Genomic DNA, 17,302 nt, shown 5'->3' on the forward strand with positions numbered 1-17,302 from the left:
CGGCCCATTCCGGCTGCGCGGCGCGGGCGTTCTCGACGGCAGCGCGGACCTCGGCCTTGGACGCCAGCGCCACCTTGGCCTGGACGTCACCGGTCATCGGCTCGAAAACGTCTGCCGTCCGGCCCGAGGTGCCCTTGACCTCCTTGCCACCGATGAAATGTCCGATTGAACGCATGGAATGATCTCCTGAGGTCGAGCGTGAACGCTTTGACAAATCCTATCGACCTGCATTTTATAGGATTCAAGTCTGAGATAATGCACCATAGATGTGCGAAAATGCTGGATCAAGGTAGCATCGACTGGGACGACTTCCGCTTCGTGCTGGCCATCGTGCGGGGCGGCTCGGTTTCGGCTGCGGCTAAACAGCTCGGAGTGGACCACGCCACCGTGATCCGCCGCGTCGACCGGCTGGAGAGACACCTCTCGGCAAAGCTGTTTGACCGGCGCAAGACCGGCTATCTCCTCACCGAGGCCGGCCAGCGCGTCGCCGACAGCGCGGAAGCGATGGAATCGACCATCGTCGCCAACCAGGAGCAGGTCGGCGGCTCGGTCGCGCGGCTGACCGGAACGGTGCGGATCGGCGCGCCCGACGGGTTCGGCACCGCCTTCCTGGCGCCGCGCCTGGCGCCCTTCGCCGACCGCTATCCCGACCTCGATCTGCAACTTGTGGCCACCGCGCGGCTGTTCAGTCTCTCCAAGCGCGAGGCCGATATCGCGATCAGCCTGACCATGCCGAAGGAAGGCCGCATCGTCGGCCGCAAGCTGCTGGACTACCGCCTCGGGCTTTATGCGGCGCCGGCCTATCTCGACCGTTTCCCGAAGATCACCTCGCGCGAGGTGCTGCCGCAGCATCGCTTCGTCGGCTATATCGAGGAGCTCCTGTTCACGCCCGAGCTCGATTACCTCCCGCAAGTATCGCCGCGGATTTCGGCACGCTTTCGCAGCGCCAATCTGATCGCGCAGCTCAACTCCACGCTCGCGGGCTTCGGCATCGCCGTGCTGCCGCATTTCATGGCGAGTGATTATCCGCAGCTGGTGGCGGTGCTGCCGGAGGAGATATCGATCACGCGGACGTTCTGGATGCTGATGCACGCGGATAGCAAGGATCTCGCGCGGATCCGCGCGGTGGCCGATTACATCGGCGAGATCGTGGAGCGCGAGCGGGCGTTGTTTGCGGGGCGGTAACGACGGTTTCGTAGGGTGGGCAAAGCGAAGCGTGCCCACCACGTCACCCGCGATCGTAGAGAGATGGTGGGCACGGTGCTGACGCGCCTTTGCCACCCTACGGCACCTGAGCGCTTGGCTAAGGCCTAACTCTGCTTCACCTTCTTCGCCGCCGTCACCTTCGGCTCGCGCTTCGCGCCATCGAGCGCGCTGTCCTTGCCGGCCTTCAGCACCTCGTCCGACAGTTCGCTGGAGCCGGCAATGCGCGCCAGCAGCATGGTGCCGGCCATCGTGGCCAGCGTGGCGATCGCCTGCTTGCGCGCGGCCTTGCGCGGCAAATTGGGGATGAAATCGGTCATCATCTCGACCATCTCGTCGAGCTTTCCGGCAAAGGCCTTGCGCGTCTTCGGGCTCTCGCGGGCGATCTCCGCGCCGAGCGCGGGAATCGAGCAGCCGTGGCCGGGATTGTCCCGATGCAACGCCGAGAGATAGGTCTCGACGATCTGCGTCAGTTGCTTTTCGGGCGCGACCTGATCGGACTGCTTGCGCCAGTGCTCCATAGAGCGGTCCATGGCGTAGGCAAAGGCCTCGATCACCAGCGCCTCGCGCGAGTCGAAATGCGCGTAGAAGCCGCCATGGGTCAGGCCCGCCTCCTTCATGAGGTCGGCGACGCCGATGCCGTGCGCGCCTTTTTCCCGCAGCCGCACGGAGGCTTTCTTCACGATGCGGTCGTGGGTTTCCTGCTTGTGTTCCCGGGAATAGCGCATGCGAGTCTCATTGAATGTCGGAGATCATCCCATAACACAGAAATGGACCGCGCGATGCATTAATTCACGTTAAGTTGTCGCGCCGATCATGAAGTTGTCGCGCCGATCATGGAAAAGGTTGCAGTTGCATGGACTGCGAGCGCACCCTTGCCGTCGCGCACGAAACCTTCCGTGTAACTGGTCTGACGCCCCAGCTTGATGATCTTGCCTTCGGCCGAGATCAGCCCGGAACGGACCGACAGCGGGCGCAGGAACGTCATTTTCAGGTCGAGCGTCACTGACGATTGCCCCGCCTCCAGCCGCGTCGAGATGGCGCAGCCCATGGCGGTATCGATCAGCGCCGCGGCGGTCGCGCCGTGCAGGAGCCCGATGGTATTTTCGAGATCCTCGCGCGGCTCCAGTTCCATCACGATCCGGCCCGGCTCGACCACGGCCATGATGAAACCGATCAATTTTGCGAAGGGCGGCGGCGGCAACCGCCCGTCGCGGATTCCCAGCATCGCGTCCATGCCTGAAAGCCCCATCGCTGCTTTTGCAACCGGCGCAGGCACCTGCCAGTCCACCACGCGCTCACGCCGCTGCGCGGGCGAAAACAGGTCGAGTTGATCGTTGTCAGTCATGATCGCCTCTTTATATGATATTTGTCATACTATGCGACGGACTTCGCGATGGCAACTGCCCCTCTCCTGCCTGCTTGACAAGCAGGGCGTTTCGGCACCGAAGTGATCCCGACGCGCGCGCCCCGCGCATGTCCACGAAAGCTCCGAGATGCACTGATGGAAATGCTCAACAATCACTGCGGCGTGACGCGCGATACGCGCGGCGTCGTTCATGTCGCGATCTGCAACGCCGGCCCGCTCAACATCCTCGGATCGCCCGTGACCGATGCGGTCCGCGAAGGCCTGCAGCAGCTCGCTTCCGACCGGAGCATCCGTGTTGTGGTGCTGCGCGGCCAGAGCGAGAAGAGCATGATCGGCGGCGCCGACATCAAGGAGATGGCAAAGCTCGACCAGAAGTCAGCCGAAGCCTTCATCAGCCGCCTGCGCGATCTCTGCGAGGCCGTGCGCCAATTCCCGGCGCCGGTGATCGCACGCATGCCAGGCTGGTGCCTCGGCGGCGGCCTCGAAGTCGCCGCCGCCTGCGACTTCCGGGTCGCCGCGCATGATGCGCATTTCGGCATGCCGGAGGTTCGCGTCGGCATCCCCTCGGTGATCCATGCAGCCCTGCTGCCGCGCCTGATCGGCTGGGCCCATGCCCGCTGGCTGGTGATGACCGCGGAGAACATCGACGCACCGACGGCGCTGGCCTGGGGACTGATCGACAAGGTCGCGCCGGAGGGCGGATTGGATGCCGAGGTCGAACACGTTGTGAAGGCGTTGCTCGAATGCGGCCCCGAGGCGCTGCGCTCGCAAAAGGCGCTGCTGCGGCAATGGGAGGAATTGCCGCTGACGGAGTCGGTGAATCTCAGCGTCAAGGTGTTCGGCGAATCGTTCCTGACGGACGAGCCGACACGGCTGATGGGCGCGTTTGTGAACAGGAAGCGGTAGGCGCTGGACGGGGTGCCGTGATCGTTCCGCATGAAGCTGTCATCGCCCGCGAAAGCGGGCGATCCAGTATTCCAGAGGCCGTGCGTGGATACGGAGAGGCCGCGGCGTACTGGATGCCCCGCCTGCCGCCTACGCTAAAGCTTCGGCGCCCCTAGACTTCAGCCCCGGCGAAGCCTTGGCGTAGCCGGGTCGCGAGGCATGACACCGTCATTGGGGAAGCGCCTTCGTTTCCATAATCACAGCCCCTCCTCCGATCGAACGACCAAATCTCATCCGAGCCACGACAATTTCTCATGCCGGCCGCGGTTGCATTTTTTGCGCCGCATCATATGATGATCATAATCTTTCTCGTCATCGCTGGGAGTTTCATCATGGCCGAAGCCGCCGATCCCGTCGTCATCGTCTCCGCCGCCCGCACCCCGCTCGGCCGCTTCATGGGCGAGCTGTCGCCGCTGGCGGCACACAAGCTCGGATCCCACGTCATCGGTGCGGCACTTGAGCGCGCCAGGCTCGCGCCCGAGAAGGTCGACGAGGTCTTCATGGGCTGCGTGCTGCCGGCCGGACAAGGCCAGGCGCCGGCGCGCCAGGCGGCACGTAGCGCCGGCCTGCCCGACGCCACGGGCGCGACCACGGTCAACAAGGTCTGCGGCTCCGGCATGAAGGCGACCATGCTGGCGCACGACATCATCCGCGCCGGCTCGGCCGAGATCGTCGTCTCCGGCGGCATGGAGAGCATGAGCAACGCGCCCTATCTCCTCGCCAAGGCACGCGGTGGTTACCGCGCCGGGCACGACCGCATCATCGACCACATGATGATGGACGGGCTGGAGGATGCCTACGAGACCGGCCGCTCCATGGGCGATTTCGGCGAGGCCACCGCGGAGGCCTATCAGTTCACCCGCAAGGACCAGGATGCCTATGCGATGGAGACGCTGAGCCGCGCGCGCAAGGCGGTCGAGGGCGGCGCGTTCAAGGCCGAGATCGCGCCGATCACGCTCACCGAGAAAGCAGGCCCGCGCATCATCGCCAATGACGAACATCCGTTGAAGGTCGATCCTGCAAAAATCCCCGGATTGAAGCCGGCGTTCCGCGCCAACGGCACCATCACGCCGGCGGCCTCCTCCGCAAATGCCGACGGCGCCGCCGCGCTGGTGCTGACGAAGCGCTCACTCGCGGATCGCAACGGCCTGCCGGCAATTGCCGAGATCAAGGGCCACGCCACCCACAGCCAGGAACCGCAATGGTTCACGACGGCGCCGATCCCGGCGATCCGCAAGCTGCTCGACAAGGTCGGCTGGAGCGCCGGCGACGTCGATCTGTTCGAGATCAACGAGGCCTTCGCCGTGGTAGCGATGGCGGCGCAGCGCGATCTCGGCATTCCCCGCGACAAGCTGAACATCAACGGCGGCGCCTGCGCGCTCGGCCATCCCATCGGTGCCACCGGCGCGCGGCTGATCGTGACGCTGCTGCACGCGCTCGAGGCGCACAACCTCAAGCGCGGCGTCGCGGCACTCTGCATTGGCGGCGGTGAAGCCACGGCCATCGCCGTGGAGCGTCTGACGCACTGACCAAGATACGTCCGAAAATGAGGGAACTCTGTCATTTTCGACAGACACGTCCCGTGCCATTCTGCAAGCTCGTGCAGGTGTCTCAAAGCCTGCCCATCAAACATTGAGGCCCAATGATCTCGAACTGGCTCGCGGCGACACTCAGCCGCCGCAATATCCACTACGGCTGGGTGATGGTCGGCGTGACCTTCCTCACCGCGCTGATCAGCGCCGGCACGGTCGGTGCGCCCGGCGTGTTCATCGTCCCGCTTCAGCACGAGTTCGGCTGGAGCACGGCGCAGATTTCCTCCGCGCTGTCGATCCGCTTCATCCTGTTCGGGCTGATGGCGCCGTTCGCGGCCGCCCTGCTCAACCGTTACGGCCTGCGCAACGTCACGTTGACTGCACAGCTCATCGTGGTCTCGGCGCTGGTCCTTTCGCTGGGCATGACCGAAGTCTGGCAGCTCGTGTTGCTGTGGGGCGTCGTGATCGGCATCGGCACCGGCATGACCGCGCTGGTGCTGGGCGCCACTATCGCGACGCGCTGGTTCGCCGCGCGGCGCGGCCTCGTCGTCGGCATCATGACCGCGAGCGTCGCTACCGGCCAGCTCGTCTTCCTGCCGCTGCTCGCAAGCCTGACCGAGCGTTACGGCTGGCGGCTCGCGCTCGGCTTCGTCTGCATCGCGCTATGCGTTTCGGCCGTTGCGGTTCTCCTCGCGATGCGCGACCGGCCGAGCGATCTGGGCCTGCGCCCGTTCGGCGACGAAGGCACCGAGCCCCTGCCGGCTCCGCCGGTCAGCCATGGCTCGATCACGGGCGTGGCGCTCGGCACGCTGCGCGACGCCTCGAAGTCGCGCGCGTTCTGGATCCTGTTTGCGACCTTCTTCGTCTGCGGCGCCTCGACCAACGGCCTCGTCCAGGTGCATTTGATTCCGATGTGCCTCGATTTCGGCATCCCGCAGGTGCAGGCCGCAAGCCTGCTCGCCGCGATGGGCATCTTCGACTTCTTCGGCACCATCATGTCGGGCTGGCTGTCGGACCGCTACGATAATCGCTACCTCCTGTTCTGGTACTACGGCCTGCGCGGCCTCTCGCTGATCTTCCTGCCCTTCAGCGATTTCTCGTTCTACGGGCTGTCGATCTTCGCGATGTTCTACGGGCTCGACTGGATCGCCACGGTGCCGCCGACGGTGCGGCTCACCGCGCAGAAGTTCGGACCCGAGCGCGCCAATCTGGTGTTCGGCTGGATCTTTGCCGGCCATCAGCTCGGCGCAGGCACCGCGGCGTTCGGCGCCGGTTTCTCGCGGACTGTCTATGAGAGCTACCTGCCCGCGTTCTTCATCGCCGGCGCGCTCTGCGTGTTTGCCTCGCTGATCGTGCTGGCGCTGTCGCGGCAACCGAAGGTCGAGCCGAAGCCGGCGATGGCCTAGTACCTGATCGTGGTGGTGACGCCGAAGACGGCGGCGTCACCGATCCGCGACACGCCGGTCGGATCGTTCGGATTGGGGACGCCACCGGAGGGGCGGAACACGTATTGGAAGTATGGTGCGATCAGCCAGCCCGGCTTGATATGCGCCTCGTAGATCATCTCGATCAGCGTCTCGTTGCTGCGCACCGGGCTCTGGATGCCGGTGAAGGCCTGCGTATCGAGATCAAGATTGCGCGCGGTGTTCGAAATCCGCATATAGGCCATCGCCACGCCGAAGCGATCGAGCGGACGGCCTGGCGTGAAGCCGACGAAGCCGATGCCGCCGTCCACGTAAAGGTCGATCAGATTGCGGTCCGGCGGGCTGTAGGCGATGCGGCCGAACGCGGTGACGCCCGGGATCGAGGCTGACGTGGTGTTGTCCTTCACCTCCGGCGGGCGATAGAGCACTTGCTCGACGACGGCGAAGATACCGTAATTGCCGCGAAGTCTTGCAGGCACACCGCTCCCGCCGGGATCGGCGATCGACAGCCCCTCCGCCGTAAAGCGCTGGCTGTCGAACGAGCCGTAATGCTTCCAGGCGCCCGGCGTGAAATTGCCGGCGAGCGGCCGGCCTCCGAGATCGATGTCGTAGTTGAAGCGGACCTGCCCGATCACCCACGGCGGATCGTTGACGCGGAACGCCAGACCATGATGGTCGCGCAGCTGCGGATCCGCCTCGCCCGGGCCTGACGGATCGCCGTTGAACACCGCACCGAACGCGGTGATGTTTTCGGTCAGCGCCGCCTTGATGCGGATGCCGGGCACAGCGATCGGCGGTGCCGGGCCGCCGGCGGGAAGATTGCTCGCCTTGATCGCGGGCCAGCCGAAGGTGCCGTTGATGAAGAGGTCGTCGGTCTGGCTGTCGAAGAACTCGACGTCGGCGGCCTGCTGGCCGGCCCTGATGTTCAGGCGGTCGCCGAAGAAGCTCTGCTCGAAATAGGCGTTGTAGAGCCGCCGGTCTGGCAGTGCCTCGATCTCGCTGATGGTGGCGAGGTTCATCACGTAATTGCGGCTCAGCCCCTGGCCGTAGATCACGAACGCATTGGCGTAGAAGCGGCCGCCGGTCCAGCCCACCAGCTTGTCGAGATCGGCATCGACCGAGAGATCGAGGCGGCCGAAATGGATGGCGCCGCGCTTCACCCCGCCGGAGACGTTGGCGATGTTGTCGGCGATATAGGTGGCGCCGAAATTCAGGCCCTTGTTGGCGAGCCCGTCATGCCATTCGTTGAACCATTTTGGCGCCAGCCATTCGGCCGCGCTTTCGTCCTTGGCGCCGGCGAGCGCGCTCGTGCTCGCGACCGTTGAGGCCAGCACAATGGCGGCCGCGCGTCGCAACGGAGATTGATGGGCACGCCAACTCACGGTCAATACGCTATTTTTTGAAGATGCCCGTGCGCCGCATGAAGAGATAGGCCGCGCCGACCGAAGAGGCCATCAGCAGCGCCGCCACGAGAAATCCGCTCTCGACGTCGGTCAGCGGCAGGCCCTTGGTGTTCATGCCGAAGATGCCGGTGATCAGGGTCGGCGGCAGCAACAGCGAGGTCACGATGGAGAGCGTGTGGAGGTGGCGGTTGCTCTCCTCCTCGTTCTTGAAACGCAGCTCCTCCTCGAGCAGGCGGCTGCGTTCGCGGAGCTCGACGATGTCGTGATCGAGCCCGTCCAGCCGCTGCGCCAGCTTGCCGGCGTGAATGCGTAAGGCCGGCGAGAGATGATCGGTATTCTTCTGATCGAGGCGGTGGAACAGCACGCGCAGGCCGGTGAGCTGGCGATGCAGTCTGACGCAGGTCCGGCGCAGCCGGCCGAGATTGCGGCGCATCTCCGGCTTGGCGTCGTCGGCCAAAATCCGTTCCTCGATGTCGTCGATCTCCTGGCCGAGCTTGTCCGCCATCCGGTCCAGCGTGTCGGCGACCTCGTCGACGATCTTTTCCAGGAGATGGGCGACGTTGTCGACGCGGTAGCCGCCTTCGAGCACGCGGCGCGTCGCATCAGCCGAGCACAGCGCCTGATGCCGGCCGCTGACGAGAAGATGCTCGGTCATGGCGAAACGCAGGAACGCGGTCTCTTCCGTCGCGCTGTCGATGTCGCGCACGAGATCGGAGAAGACCCCGTAGACGCAGTGGTCGATGACGTGAAGCTGCTGGAAGGTGTCGTTGGACAGCAGGAGGTCACGCGCAAGCGGCGGCAGCTGTGACGCTGCGATCCAGGGCGGCGCGCGCGCATCGGTCAGGTTGAAATGCAGCCAGAGCCGGCCGTCATGGCTGAACTCGATCGGCTGGTCGATCGGCAGCGCCTCGGCACTGCCGTCGCCGTGCAGCCGGAACGCCCAGACCAAGCCGGGAATGGCGGGCACGGAATCCGATATCGCGCTGACAAGCTTCGCCGGCTCAGCCATGGCCAACCCCAATTGTCAATAAATGCCCCGCTTCCGGAAGATGGCTGACGGCATCTTCCGAACCTCTCGCGGGTACTCAATTACGGCTTTGTTACAGTTTGATGATGGTGCCGCCCTACTCCGCGGCCAGCCCCGTCGCGGCCACCGCCTCGGCCTCCTTGACGTAGTCGTGCACGACGCGGCCGAACGGCAGCGTGAGATCGGCGATGTAGTGGTGCGCGCCGAGGCAGCGGCGAACCGGGAAATCCGCGACCGGCGCGTTGACGTGGGGCACCAGATGCAGCCGGCCGGGCCCCATCCAGGAGCCTTTCGGCACGATGTCGATGAGGTTGATCGCGACGAGCTGACAGACTTCGAGACGGCCGTCGACGCCCGGGATCATCTTCAGATTGATCTGCGTCTTCGACAGCGTCGCACGGGTGCGATCGCCGTTGCCGGCCATGCTCTCGTGCTTGTAGCCCATCGTGCCCATGGCGACGAGCTGGCCGGCATATTCCAGCGTGCCCGTCAGCGTGTCCTTGACGATCTCGAGCTTGGGATGGGCGTATTTCTTGGGAAAGCCCCAGATCTCGCGGCCCGCCGCGATCGGCGGATCGTCGTCCAGATACATCTGCGAGACGAAATTGACCTCCTCGCCGTTGAGACGCGCGGGGATGACGAGGCCGGATTCGGTGTAGCTGCCGAAGCCGGAGGAGTCCGGCATCTTGATCCATTCGTAATGCACGATCGGCTGGTCGATCGGCTCCAGCGGCTCAGGCAGGCCGGCGCGGATCAGCTCCGGATCGGTCTCGTAGGTGATGACGAGGAATTCGCGGTTGACGAAGCGATAGGGCCCGGCCGGATAGCTCGGTCCCGCCGCCGGCATGGACGGAAGTCTCAGCACGTCTTCCCTGCGCATCCTGATCTCCTGTGTGTGATGCCCGCCCGGCGGCGTCAGGCCTGGACCGCAAATTGCTAGCCGCCGTCATTGACTGCGATGTGAAGGATTTCCGTCAGGCGCACGACCTCCCGCCATTCCCGTTGCGGTCGACCTGCATGCGGACAATGCATCGGCGCTGAAATTGTCATCACGCCGTCACTGCCGGACGCAATCGTTTGGTCCACGCTAGGAGGCACCCATGGACGCCCGCACGTCGCAACCGGCTCATCAGACGCATCAGCCTCCCGCGCGGGGCTGGCGCCCCGAACGCTGCGACCGCGTCGCGCTGGTTCTGCAAGGTGGCGGCGCGCTCGGCGCCTACCAGGCCGGCGTCTATCAGGCGCTGCACGAGGCCGGCATCGAGCCCGACTGGGTCTGCGGCGTCTCAATCGGTGCAATCAATTCTGCCATCATCGCCGGCAACAAGCCGGAGAAGCGGCTGGAGGCCCTGCGCATCTTCTGGGAGCGCATCACCAATCGCAAGATCTGGCATTACACGCCCGACGGCGACATCTTCCGCCAGTGGCGCAATCTCACCAGTGCGTGGATGACGTCGGCGATGGGCCAGCCCGGCTTCTTCACCCCGCACCAGGTCAATCCCTGGTTCAGCCCGGTCGGCGCGCGCACCGCCACCAGCTATTACGACACGATGCCGCTGAAGGAGAGCCTGCTGGAGCTCGTCGACTTCGACCTCATCAACGAGAAGAAGGTCCGCTTCGCGGTCGGCGCGGTCAACGTGCTCTCGGGCAACTTCATCTATTTCGACAATTCCCATGACGAGATCGAGCCGGAGCACATCATGGCCTCCGGCGCCCTGCCGCCGGCACTGCCGATGGTGCGGATCGGCACCGATCATTTCTGGGACGGCGGCATCGTCTCCAACACGCCGCTCCAGCACCTGCTCGACCAGGAGGATGCGCTCAACTCGCTGGTGTTCCAGGTCGACCTGTTCAGCGCGCGGGGCGTGCTGCCGCGCTCGATCCAGGACGTGATGGCCCGCCACAAGGACATCATGTATTCCTCGCGCACGCGCCACAACACCGACGTCTATCGCCGCACCCACAATCTCAAGGTTCTGCTCTACAAGGCGCTGGCGAAGATTCCGGACGAGCAATTGTCCGAGGAGGATCGTAGCCTCAAGGTAAGCCTGCGCAACATGCCGGAGATCGCGATCCTGCATCTGATCTACCAGCAGAAGGCCTATGAGGGCGACGCCAAGGACCACGAATTCTCGGGCACCTCGATGCGCGAGCACTGGACAAGCGGCTACGAGGACACCAAGCGCACGCTGAAGCGCCGCGACTGGATCAAGATGCCCGAGGAAGGCATGGGCCTCGTGGTGCACGACGTGCACCGGGAGACGGAGAGCGCGTAACGGGCGCTCTTCAGACGGACCGCTCCAAACAAAAACTGCGAAAACAACCCCATGCACAGTAGCCGGGGCGTGGCGGATCAATGACTTACGCTTTCCCGAAGCAATTTGACTCGTCGGGCAAAACAGGGGCATGATACTATCGTCGCCTTCCATCCATTTTGACCTTCGATGACGTGACGCAAAGCATCAGCCCCGCGGTCTCGATGTCGCGCGTACGCTGGGGCATCACACCTGCCTGCGGTAACTCATTGGCCGTGCGCTCGTGACTTGACCGCTCATTTCGTCACCATTGATGACGCCGTCGAACCGAATCTGCATTCCGTTGAGGTTGACCTGCATGACCACCTTGTTGCCGGACATGGAGAAGTTTGCAGGGACGGTCCGGCCATTTGCCAAATCGCACGACGGATCCGCTCAGCGCCAATCCGCGACATTGGCCACACCGCGCCCCATGCCATAGTGGACGCCAGGCGAAGAGCACAACACGGCGTGGAGAAAATGATGATCAAGATTGTACAGGCCTTCGACCGAAAAGAGATCACCGAGCTCGGCAGTGACGACGCCGCCGCGCTGGAGGCAAAGTTCGAGACCGCGCGAAAGCTGTTCGCGGACCGAAAGGCCTGGCTGAAGCCGCATCAGCGGATCGCCATTCTCAATAGGCTCGCCGATCTGGTCTCGGCGAAGCGGCAGGATTTTGGTCTCCTGATCGCGCGCGAAGGCGGCAAGCCGCTCACGGATGCGTTGATCGAGACGGATCGGGCGATCGACGGCATCCGCTCGGCAGCGGATTTTTTGCGGACCCGCGGCGGGGTCGAGGTCCCGATGGGCCTGACGCCCGCAAGCGATGGCCGGCGGGCATGGACCATCAAGGAACCCATCGGCATTGTCGCAGCGATCTCGGCCTTCAATCATCCCCTCAACCTGATCGTTCACCAGATCGCACCGGCGATCGCGACGGGTTGCCCTGTCATCGTCAAACCGGCTGGCACAACGCCCCTGTGCTGCGTCGAGCTCGTGAAGCTCGTCCACGAAGCCGGCATGCCCGAAGGCTGGGTGCAGACGTTCCTCCCGGAGGATCATAGCCTGCCTGAAAAATTCGCGACCGACCCACGCGTCGCCTTCCTGAGCTTCATCGGCTCGGCGCGCGTCGGCTGGCATCTGCGATCGGTCATCACCCCCGGTGCACGCTGCGCCCTCGAGCACGGCGGTGTCGCGCCCCTCATCGTCGACCGCAGCGCCGACCTCGAAAAGATCATCGAGCCGATCGCCAAGGGCGGCTATTACCACGCGGGGCAAGTCTGCGTGTCGGTCCAGCGCATCTATGTGCATTCCGCGCTTCAGAAGGAGTTCGTCGACCGCTTCGCGGCCAGGGTCGAGGCCCTGAAGGTGGGAGACCCGACGCTCCCCGAGACAGAGGTGGGACCGCTGATTACGCCGCAGGAGGTTGCGCGTGTCGAAGGCTGGATCAATGAGGCGGTTTCGGCCGGGACACGACAGATCGGGGGCGGCCGGTTGAGCGAGACCACGCTCAAGCCATCGATCCTGATCTCGCCGCCGCGCGATGCCAAAATTTCCACGCTGGAGGTGTTCGGGCCGGTGACCTGCGTCTATCCGTTCGATCGCATCGACGACGCGATCGCGGAAGCCAACTCGCTTCCGGTCTCATTCCAGTCCGCCATCTTTACGCGCGATCTCGCGGTCGCGCTCGATGCGGCGGAGCGCCTCGACGCGGCGGCGGTGATGATCAACGACCACACCGCCTTCCGCACCGACTGGATGCCGTTCGCGGGCCGCCGCGTGTCCGGCCATGGCGTGGGCGGCATTCCCTACACGATGCACGAGATGACGGCGGAGAAGATGATCGTGTTCAGGTAGTCGCCGCACAAGCGCAGGCTCGGTGGAGCAGGACGAAGAAGTGGCCCGGACAGCCCTTGCCGCGATCGAGGGTGCCGCTGGCAATTGATGAATCCAACAGTCAGGAGACACCATGTCCAAAGGAAAAGTGCTCGTTGTCGGCTCCAATGCAACCCGTATCGAGATCCAGGGCGGCGGCACCGGGCCGACCGGCCAATATCTCAACGAGACCGTCGTGCCCGCGATGGCCTTGGTCGATGCCGGTTACGAGGTGGTGCTGGCCACGCCGAACGGCAAGCAACCATACATCGATCCGGCCTCCGATCATGCGGCCCATTTCGGCGGCGACGAGAAAGCCTACCGGCGGGGACGCGATTTCTTCGACAAGGACCCGTCGATGACCAACGTGCGCACGTTGCGCGCGATCGTGGACGGCGGACTGGATCAATATGCCGCCGTTTTCGTCCCCGGCGGCCAGGGTCCGGTCGTCGACCTCATGCAGGATGCCGAGCTCGGCAAGATCCTGCGATATTTTCATGAACGGAAGAAGATCACCGCGCTGCTCTGCCACGGACCGATCGCGACGCTGGCCGCCCTGCCCGACGCCAAGGCCTATCGTGCCGCCCTGATCGCCGGCGACAAGGCCAAGATCGCGGAGCTGGGCAAGGGCTGGCAATATGCGGGATACAAGATGACGGTGTTCACCGCCTCGGAAGAGATACCGATCGAGGAGCAGTTCCTGCACGGCAAGATCTACTTCACCATGCCGGACGCGCTGGGAGCCGCAGGTGCCGAGGTCAGCCGAAGCGCCGTCGATTTCGAGCCCTACGTCGTCGAGGACCGCGAGCTGATCACCGGCCAGAATCCGCGGTCAGACCATCCCATCGCGGCAAAGCTGATCGCAGCGCTCGACCGCGTCACTGTGGCGGCGTAGGCGTTCACCCCAATGTATCCCGGCCTGGTGCGCAATTGCGCACAGGGGCCGGGAGGAAATCGGGACAGAAGCTTGCCTCAGCGGCATCCGGCTTCTTTCGACCGCGTTCCGTGAAACTAACAGGTCTTCTGCTGCAAGTGCTGCACGCAGGTGCAGGTCTTCGCCGCCGGATATTTTATGTCGTAATAGGGAAAACTCGACGTGGCGGGGGTATTCGTCGAGCAGCGGGGGAACAGGTAATAGCTGTCGGACAGCTTCACCGTACCGGCGATCGTGAAGCCGAGGTTGGGCGCGTAGTCGTAGGACACCTCGCTCAGGATGAGCGAGATGTTGGCATTGCTGGTACCGCCCGGCGCGGTAAAGGACGACAAGGTCATCTGCTGACCGGCGGCCCTCGCCCCCGACGTACTGGTCGACTTGCTCCATTGCACCGTCGCGTTGCCATTGCTGTCGGTCGAGACCTCGGAGACCGTGATCGTCATCAGCGAGGTGCTGCCGTTCTTGATGGGATAGGGAGCCATGATGGAGCTCGCCGCAGCGAGAATGCCGTCCATCTGGGTCGACGTGACGGCCGTGTTCTGCGAGATCATGTCGGCAACGCTGTGCGCGGTCGCGCTGACCTTGACGTTCATGGCGAGCCCGTTCCCGAGCTCGACACCGCCGACATAGAGCACCAGCATGAACGGCGTCACGATGGCGAACTCCGTCGCTGCAACGGCGCGTACATCGGTCAACATCTGCCGAGCGCGGGACGACAGGGCGGAGATCATCAGGTGGCTCCTGGCTCGTTCTGGAACGCGGCGGACGACATGAGCAGCCGGTTGCCATTGGTAAGGTTCGAGAGATTGAAGCCGAGCGGACCGAGCACGACCGGCCAGACATACATGACGCGGAGAACGACGATATCGCCGGAATCGCCCGGATCGTATTGCCAGCTATTGGTCACATTGCCCGAGCCGTCGAACGTCAGCGAGGGCGTCGCCGTGTTCGCGGAAGACCAGGACGTCGCGACCTGCATGTCGACCATCAGACCGCTGCAATTGAACAGGATCACGATCTGATCGCAGACCTTCTGCTTGAAAACCGCCTGGTTCATCTGCGCCGACTGAACCTGCCCCGTCATGACGAGACGCGCCGACTGGCGCACCACGGTTTCAAGCATCTGCTGGGCAAAGAAAACCAGAAACGTCTGGATGAGCGCGATGATGAGGGCGAGAAACGGCGCGGCAACCAGCGCGAATTCGACGGCCGTGGCTCCGCGGCTATCGCCGGCGAAGGCGGCGCAGCGGTTGCGGCGTCTTTTCGTAGTCGTGACCTGTCGGGTCATGGCCCCTTCCCTACTGCACGAGGCTGGCCGTGCTGGACGCAACCTTGATGAAGAGGTTGGTCAGCGCCGCGGAAATGTCGCCACCTGTCTGCACACTCGCATACAGGCCGGGCGACGCGCACGATTGCAGCCGTGTCGCGATCGTACCGGTCGACGAGGTCGGATTGTTGAACTGCGAGATGCGGCTCGTGTACCAGCTGTCGCTCAGCTGCAGATACTCGGTGTAGAGGACCGCGATGCGAATGCCGCGGTTCTTGATCGTCGTGCAGACCGTCGTGTCGAGCGGTTGCTGGCATCGCAAGGTCGTCGAGTTGGCTGTCGGAAGCGCATAGGTGGCATTGGGGTCGCAGGAGCCCCCCGTCTTCGGGATCAGCTTGTCCTCGACGCCGTCGGTGACGAGGAAGACCACTTCCTGCGGCGTATCGCCCGCCTGATTGGTGCCGGTGCCCGGCGCAGGCATCACGGTGTTGACGCCCGTGAGCCCGCCCGAGATGTCCGTGCCGTAGTCGGTGGTGTAGGTGCAGTTGCCCTTGCTGTCGACAATGGGGCAGTTCTGGTGGTCGACCGTCAGGAGCTGAATGTTGTTGATCTTCGTGGCAGCGGTGTCCGGGGTGGTCAGCATCTGAACCGTGTTGAGGGCGTAGTCGAAGGTGTAGATGGCGGCCTTGTAGGTCGTGTTGTTGAGCGCCGACATGCACTGCATGACGCCGCCCGTCACACCCGCCTGCGGGCACGTCCAGGGTCCCTTCAGCAATTGCGTAACGGCGTTGGTCACGAGATCGATGCGCAGCGTGATGTTGTTTGCGCGTGCGACGGTGAGATTGTCCTTGTTCGTCGAGCTGGCCGTTGCATTGTTGGGACGCGCCTCATGGCAGGCGAACGAGCAATTCTTCGCGTAGCTGGGCTGGTTCTTCGTGGCCGCGATCATGTTGGTGATGTCGGCCTGCGTCGCAGCAAGTGCCATCGAAGGCGAGTCGTCCAGCAGCAGGTAGAAGTTCATGTTGGGCGCGCTCGACGCCTTTGCCGTTGCGGAGCCGGAGACGTCCCAGGTCTGCTTTCCGAGAACGCTGGGGAAATTATTGACGGAATGCGCGATGTAGGAAACCGTGATGCTCCGCGCGAGGCCGGAATCCGTGACGGTGATGGTCGGCGTCGGCGTCGCCGTCAGACCGGGAAGATTCGCCTTCGCTGCAAAGACGGCTGCGGCGGTCGCCTGGACGACCGTCTTGTCGGTCTGGGTCAGCATCGCCGGCCGCACGGCTGCGATCGCGGCCGCGTCGGCGGCTGCGTTCAGTTGCTCGCGCTTGCGGACGGCCTGCGTATAGTCGAGCGTCATGCCCAGGAGAAAGACGATCGGGACCATCGTGAGGGCGAAGATAACGGCGATGTTGGCCTTCCGGTCTCTTGCGAAACGGAGCACTACCCGGCGGAGCATGACCTTCATCCTGATTGCCGTCGTGGCGGCAGAGAGCAAATTCCTAAAGTCTTTTGATCGGGGCAACCGGTGGGATGACCGCTGCCGGTCAGCCCGCCAATCGCAGGCTGGAATATGGATATGGCCTTCTTAATCAACACTTACGGGCAATCCACAAACAGGGAGTGCAACCGAGTGGGATGTTCCATATCGAGAGGACATCATTAACGTCGCTTAAACGCGATCGCAGAGATTGAGGGGTAAGCGGCCTCCGGTGAGGTCGAGACGGCCTAACGCCGGCGCTAGCGGGTGCCGCCTCCGTAAGCGGCCGCAGGCGGCGTCGATGTCGGCGCGGCACGCCGGCTGCGATACCGCTTTCGAGGCTAGGCCCAACGCATACGAGGAAAGACGTGGCGGCAGCTCGCCTGCGGCCCATCCTTCGGGACGCCCGCCTCCGGCGGGCCCTCAGGATGAGGTCGCGCCTTGCGGCGAGATATCCAGCCCTCTTGGTGAGGGGCCCGCAAAGGCAGGTACGCGCCACATTGCCATTAGACTCCCCGCCGCAAACGTGGAGAATGCCCCCGCACGTCACGT

General features: G+C 64.1%; 17 protein-coding genes. 7 read left to right on the forward strand and 10 right to left on the reverse strand.

What is annotated here, in order from left to right; all coding sequences use genetic code 11:
• Nucleotides 1-175, reverse strand: a 175-nt coding sequence (locus OWC48_RS00005) for an aldehyde dehydrogenase family protein (protein ID WP_282518938.1), incomplete at its 3' end; no start/stop codon positions are given.
• A gap of 101 nt (nt 176-276) precedes the next feature.
• Here OWC48_RS00005 and OWC48_RS00010 point away from each other — a divergent pair.
• Nucleotides 277-1,185 (forward strand): LysR family transcriptional regulator, encoded by a 909-nt coding sequence (locus OWC48_RS00010; RefSeq protein ID WP_282518079.1) that lies wholly within the window; start codon nt 277-279, stop codon nt 1,183-1,185.
• A 125-nt stretch (nt 1,186-1,310) separates the two neighbouring features.
• Here the strand turns inward: OWC48_RS00010 and OWC48_RS00015 are convergent, their stop codons facing one another.
• Nucleotides 1,311-1,931, reverse strand: coding sequence for a TetR/AcrR family transcriptional regulator (locus tag OWC48_RS00015; protein ID WP_282518080.1), 621 nt, complete (start codon nt 1,929-1,931; stop codon nt 1,311-1,313).
• A gap of 86 nt (nt 1,932-2,017) precedes the next feature.
• A complete protein-coding gene (locus OWC48_RS00020; RefSeq protein ID WP_282518081.1) occupies nt 2,018-2,551 on the reverse strand; it encodes a PaaI family thioesterase in 534 nt (177 codons plus the stop codon).
• A 156-nt stretch (nt 2,552-2,707) separates the two neighbouring features.
• Here OWC48_RS00020 and OWC48_RS00025 point away from each other — a divergent pair, with 156 nt between their 5' ends.
• The 3 genes from OWC48_RS00025 to OWC48_RS00035 all read left to right on the forward strand — a co-directional run bounded on the left by OWC48_RS00025 (nt 2,708) and on the right by OWC48_RS00035 (nt 6,455).
• Nucleotides 2,708-3,478: an enoyl-CoA hydratase gene (locus OWC48_RS00025; protein WP_282518082.1), complete on the forward strand. Its 771-nt coding sequence runs from the start codon at nt 2,708-2,710 to the stop codon at nt 3,476-3,478.
• Nucleotides 3,479-3,849: 371 nt separating this feature from the next.
• The gene (locus OWC48_RS00030) at nt 3,850-5,046 is read left to right on the forward strand and encodes an acetyl-CoA C-acyltransferase (RefSeq protein WP_282518083.1); all 1,197 of its coding nucleotides are present in this window, start codon (nt 3,850-3,852) and stop codon (nt 5,044-5,046) included.
• A gap of 113 nt (nt 5,047-5,159) precedes the next feature.
• On the forward strand, nt 5,160-6,455 hold the full coding sequence (locus OWC48_RS00035; RefSeq protein ID WP_282518084.1) for an MFS transporter: 1,296 nt from the start codon (nt 5,160-5,162) through the stop codon (nt 6,453-6,455).
• Here the strand turns inward: OWC48_RS00035 and OWC48_RS00040 are convergent.
• From OWC48_RS00040 to OWC48_RS00050, 3 genes are all read right to left on the reverse strand, one after another.
• The gene (locus OWC48_RS00040) at nt 6,452-7,807 is read right to left on the reverse strand and encodes a carbohydrate porin (RefSeq protein WP_282518085.1); all 1,356 of its coding nucleotides are present in this window, start codon (nt 7,805-7,807) and stop codon (nt 6,452-6,454) included. The two genes, OWC48_RS00035 and OWC48_RS00040, sit on opposite strands and share 4 nt — an antisense overlap.
• Nucleotides 7,808-7,865: 58 nt before the next feature.
• Nucleotides 7,866-8,885, reverse strand: a complete 1,020-nt coding sequence (locus tag OWC48_RS00045; RefSeq protein WP_282518086.1) for a transporter — start codon at nt 8,883-8,885, stop codon at nt 7,866-7,868.
• Nucleotides 8,886-9,000: 115 nt separating this feature from the next.
• The gene (locus OWC48_RS00050) at nt 9,001-9,783 is read right to left on the reverse strand and encodes an acetoacetate decarboxylase (RefSeq protein ID WP_028153388.1); all 783 of its coding nucleotides are present in this window, start codon (nt 9,781-9,783) and stop codon (nt 9,001-9,003) included.
• 220 nt (nt 9,784-10,003) lie between these two features.
• Between OWC48_RS00050 and OWC48_RS00055 the strand changes: the two genes are divergently transcribed.
• A complete protein-coding gene (locus OWC48_RS00055) occupies nt 10,004-11,179 on the forward strand; it encodes a patatin-like phospholipase family protein (RefSeq protein ID WP_282518087.1) in 1,176 nt (391 codons plus the stop codon).
• Between the two features lie 225 nt (nt 11,180-11,404).
• Here the strand turns inward: OWC48_RS00055 and OWC48_RS00060 are convergent, their stop codons facing one another.
• Nucleotides 11,405-11,539, reverse strand: a complete 135-nt coding sequence (locus tag OWC48_RS00060; RefSeq protein WP_282518088.1) for a hypothetical protein — start codon at nt 11,537-11,539, stop codon at nt 11,405-11,407.
• Between the two features lie 141 nt (nt 11,540-11,680).
• Between OWC48_RS00060 and OWC48_RS00065 the strand changes: the two genes are divergently transcribed.
• Nucleotides 11,681-13,054 carry an aldehyde dehydrogenase family protein gene (locus OWC48_RS00065; protein ID WP_282518089.1) on the forward strand — a complete coding sequence of 458 codons (1,374 nt, stop codon included), beginning with the start codon at nt 11,681-11,683 and terminating at the stop codon, nt 13,052-13,054.
• A 112-nt stretch (nt 13,055-13,166) separates the two neighbouring features.
• Nucleotides 13,167-13,967 carry a type 1 glutamine amidotransferase domain-containing protein gene (locus OWC48_RS00070; RefSeq protein ID WP_282518090.1) on the forward strand — a complete coding sequence of 267 codons (801 nt, stop codon included), beginning with the start codon at nt 13,167-13,169 and terminating at the stop codon, nt 13,965-13,967.
• A gap of 116 nt (nt 13,968-14,083) precedes the next feature.
• Here the strand turns inward: OWC48_RS00070 and OWC48_RS00075 are convergent, their stop codons facing one another.
• Genes OWC48_RS00075 through OWC48_RS00085 form a run of 3 tightly spaced genes read right to left on the reverse strand, consistent with a single transcriptional unit; the run spans nt 14,084 to nt 16,729 of the window.
• Nucleotides 14,084-14,737: a TadE/TadG family type IV pilus assembly protein gene (locus OWC48_RS00075; RefSeq protein WP_282518091.1), complete on the reverse strand. Its 654-nt coding sequence runs from the start codon at nt 14,735-14,737 to the stop codon at nt 14,084-14,086.
• Nucleotides 14,737-15,294: a TadE/TadG family type IV pilus assembly protein gene (locus OWC48_RS00080; protein ID WP_282518092.1), complete on the reverse strand. Its 558-nt coding sequence runs from the start codon at nt 15,292-15,294 to the stop codon at nt 14,737-14,739. The genes OWC48_RS00075 and OWC48_RS00080 overlap by 1 nt, the downstream gene beginning before the upstream one ends.
• A gap of 10 nt (nt 15,295-15,304) precedes the next feature.
• Nucleotides 15,305-16,729 carry a TadE/TadG family type IV pilus assembly protein gene (locus tag OWC48_RS00085; protein WP_282518093.1) on the reverse strand — a complete coding sequence of 475 codons (1,425 nt, stop codon included), beginning with the start codon at nt 16,727-16,729 and terminating at the stop codon, nt 15,305-15,307.
• Between the last annotated feature and the right edge of the window lie 573 nt (nt 16,730-17,302).

This window comes from Bradyrhizobium sp. Arg816 (assembly GCF_029989365.1).
Classification (GTDB): domain Bacteria; phylum Pseudomonadota; class Alphaproteobacteria; order Rhizobiales; family Xanthobacteraceae; genus Bradyrhizobium.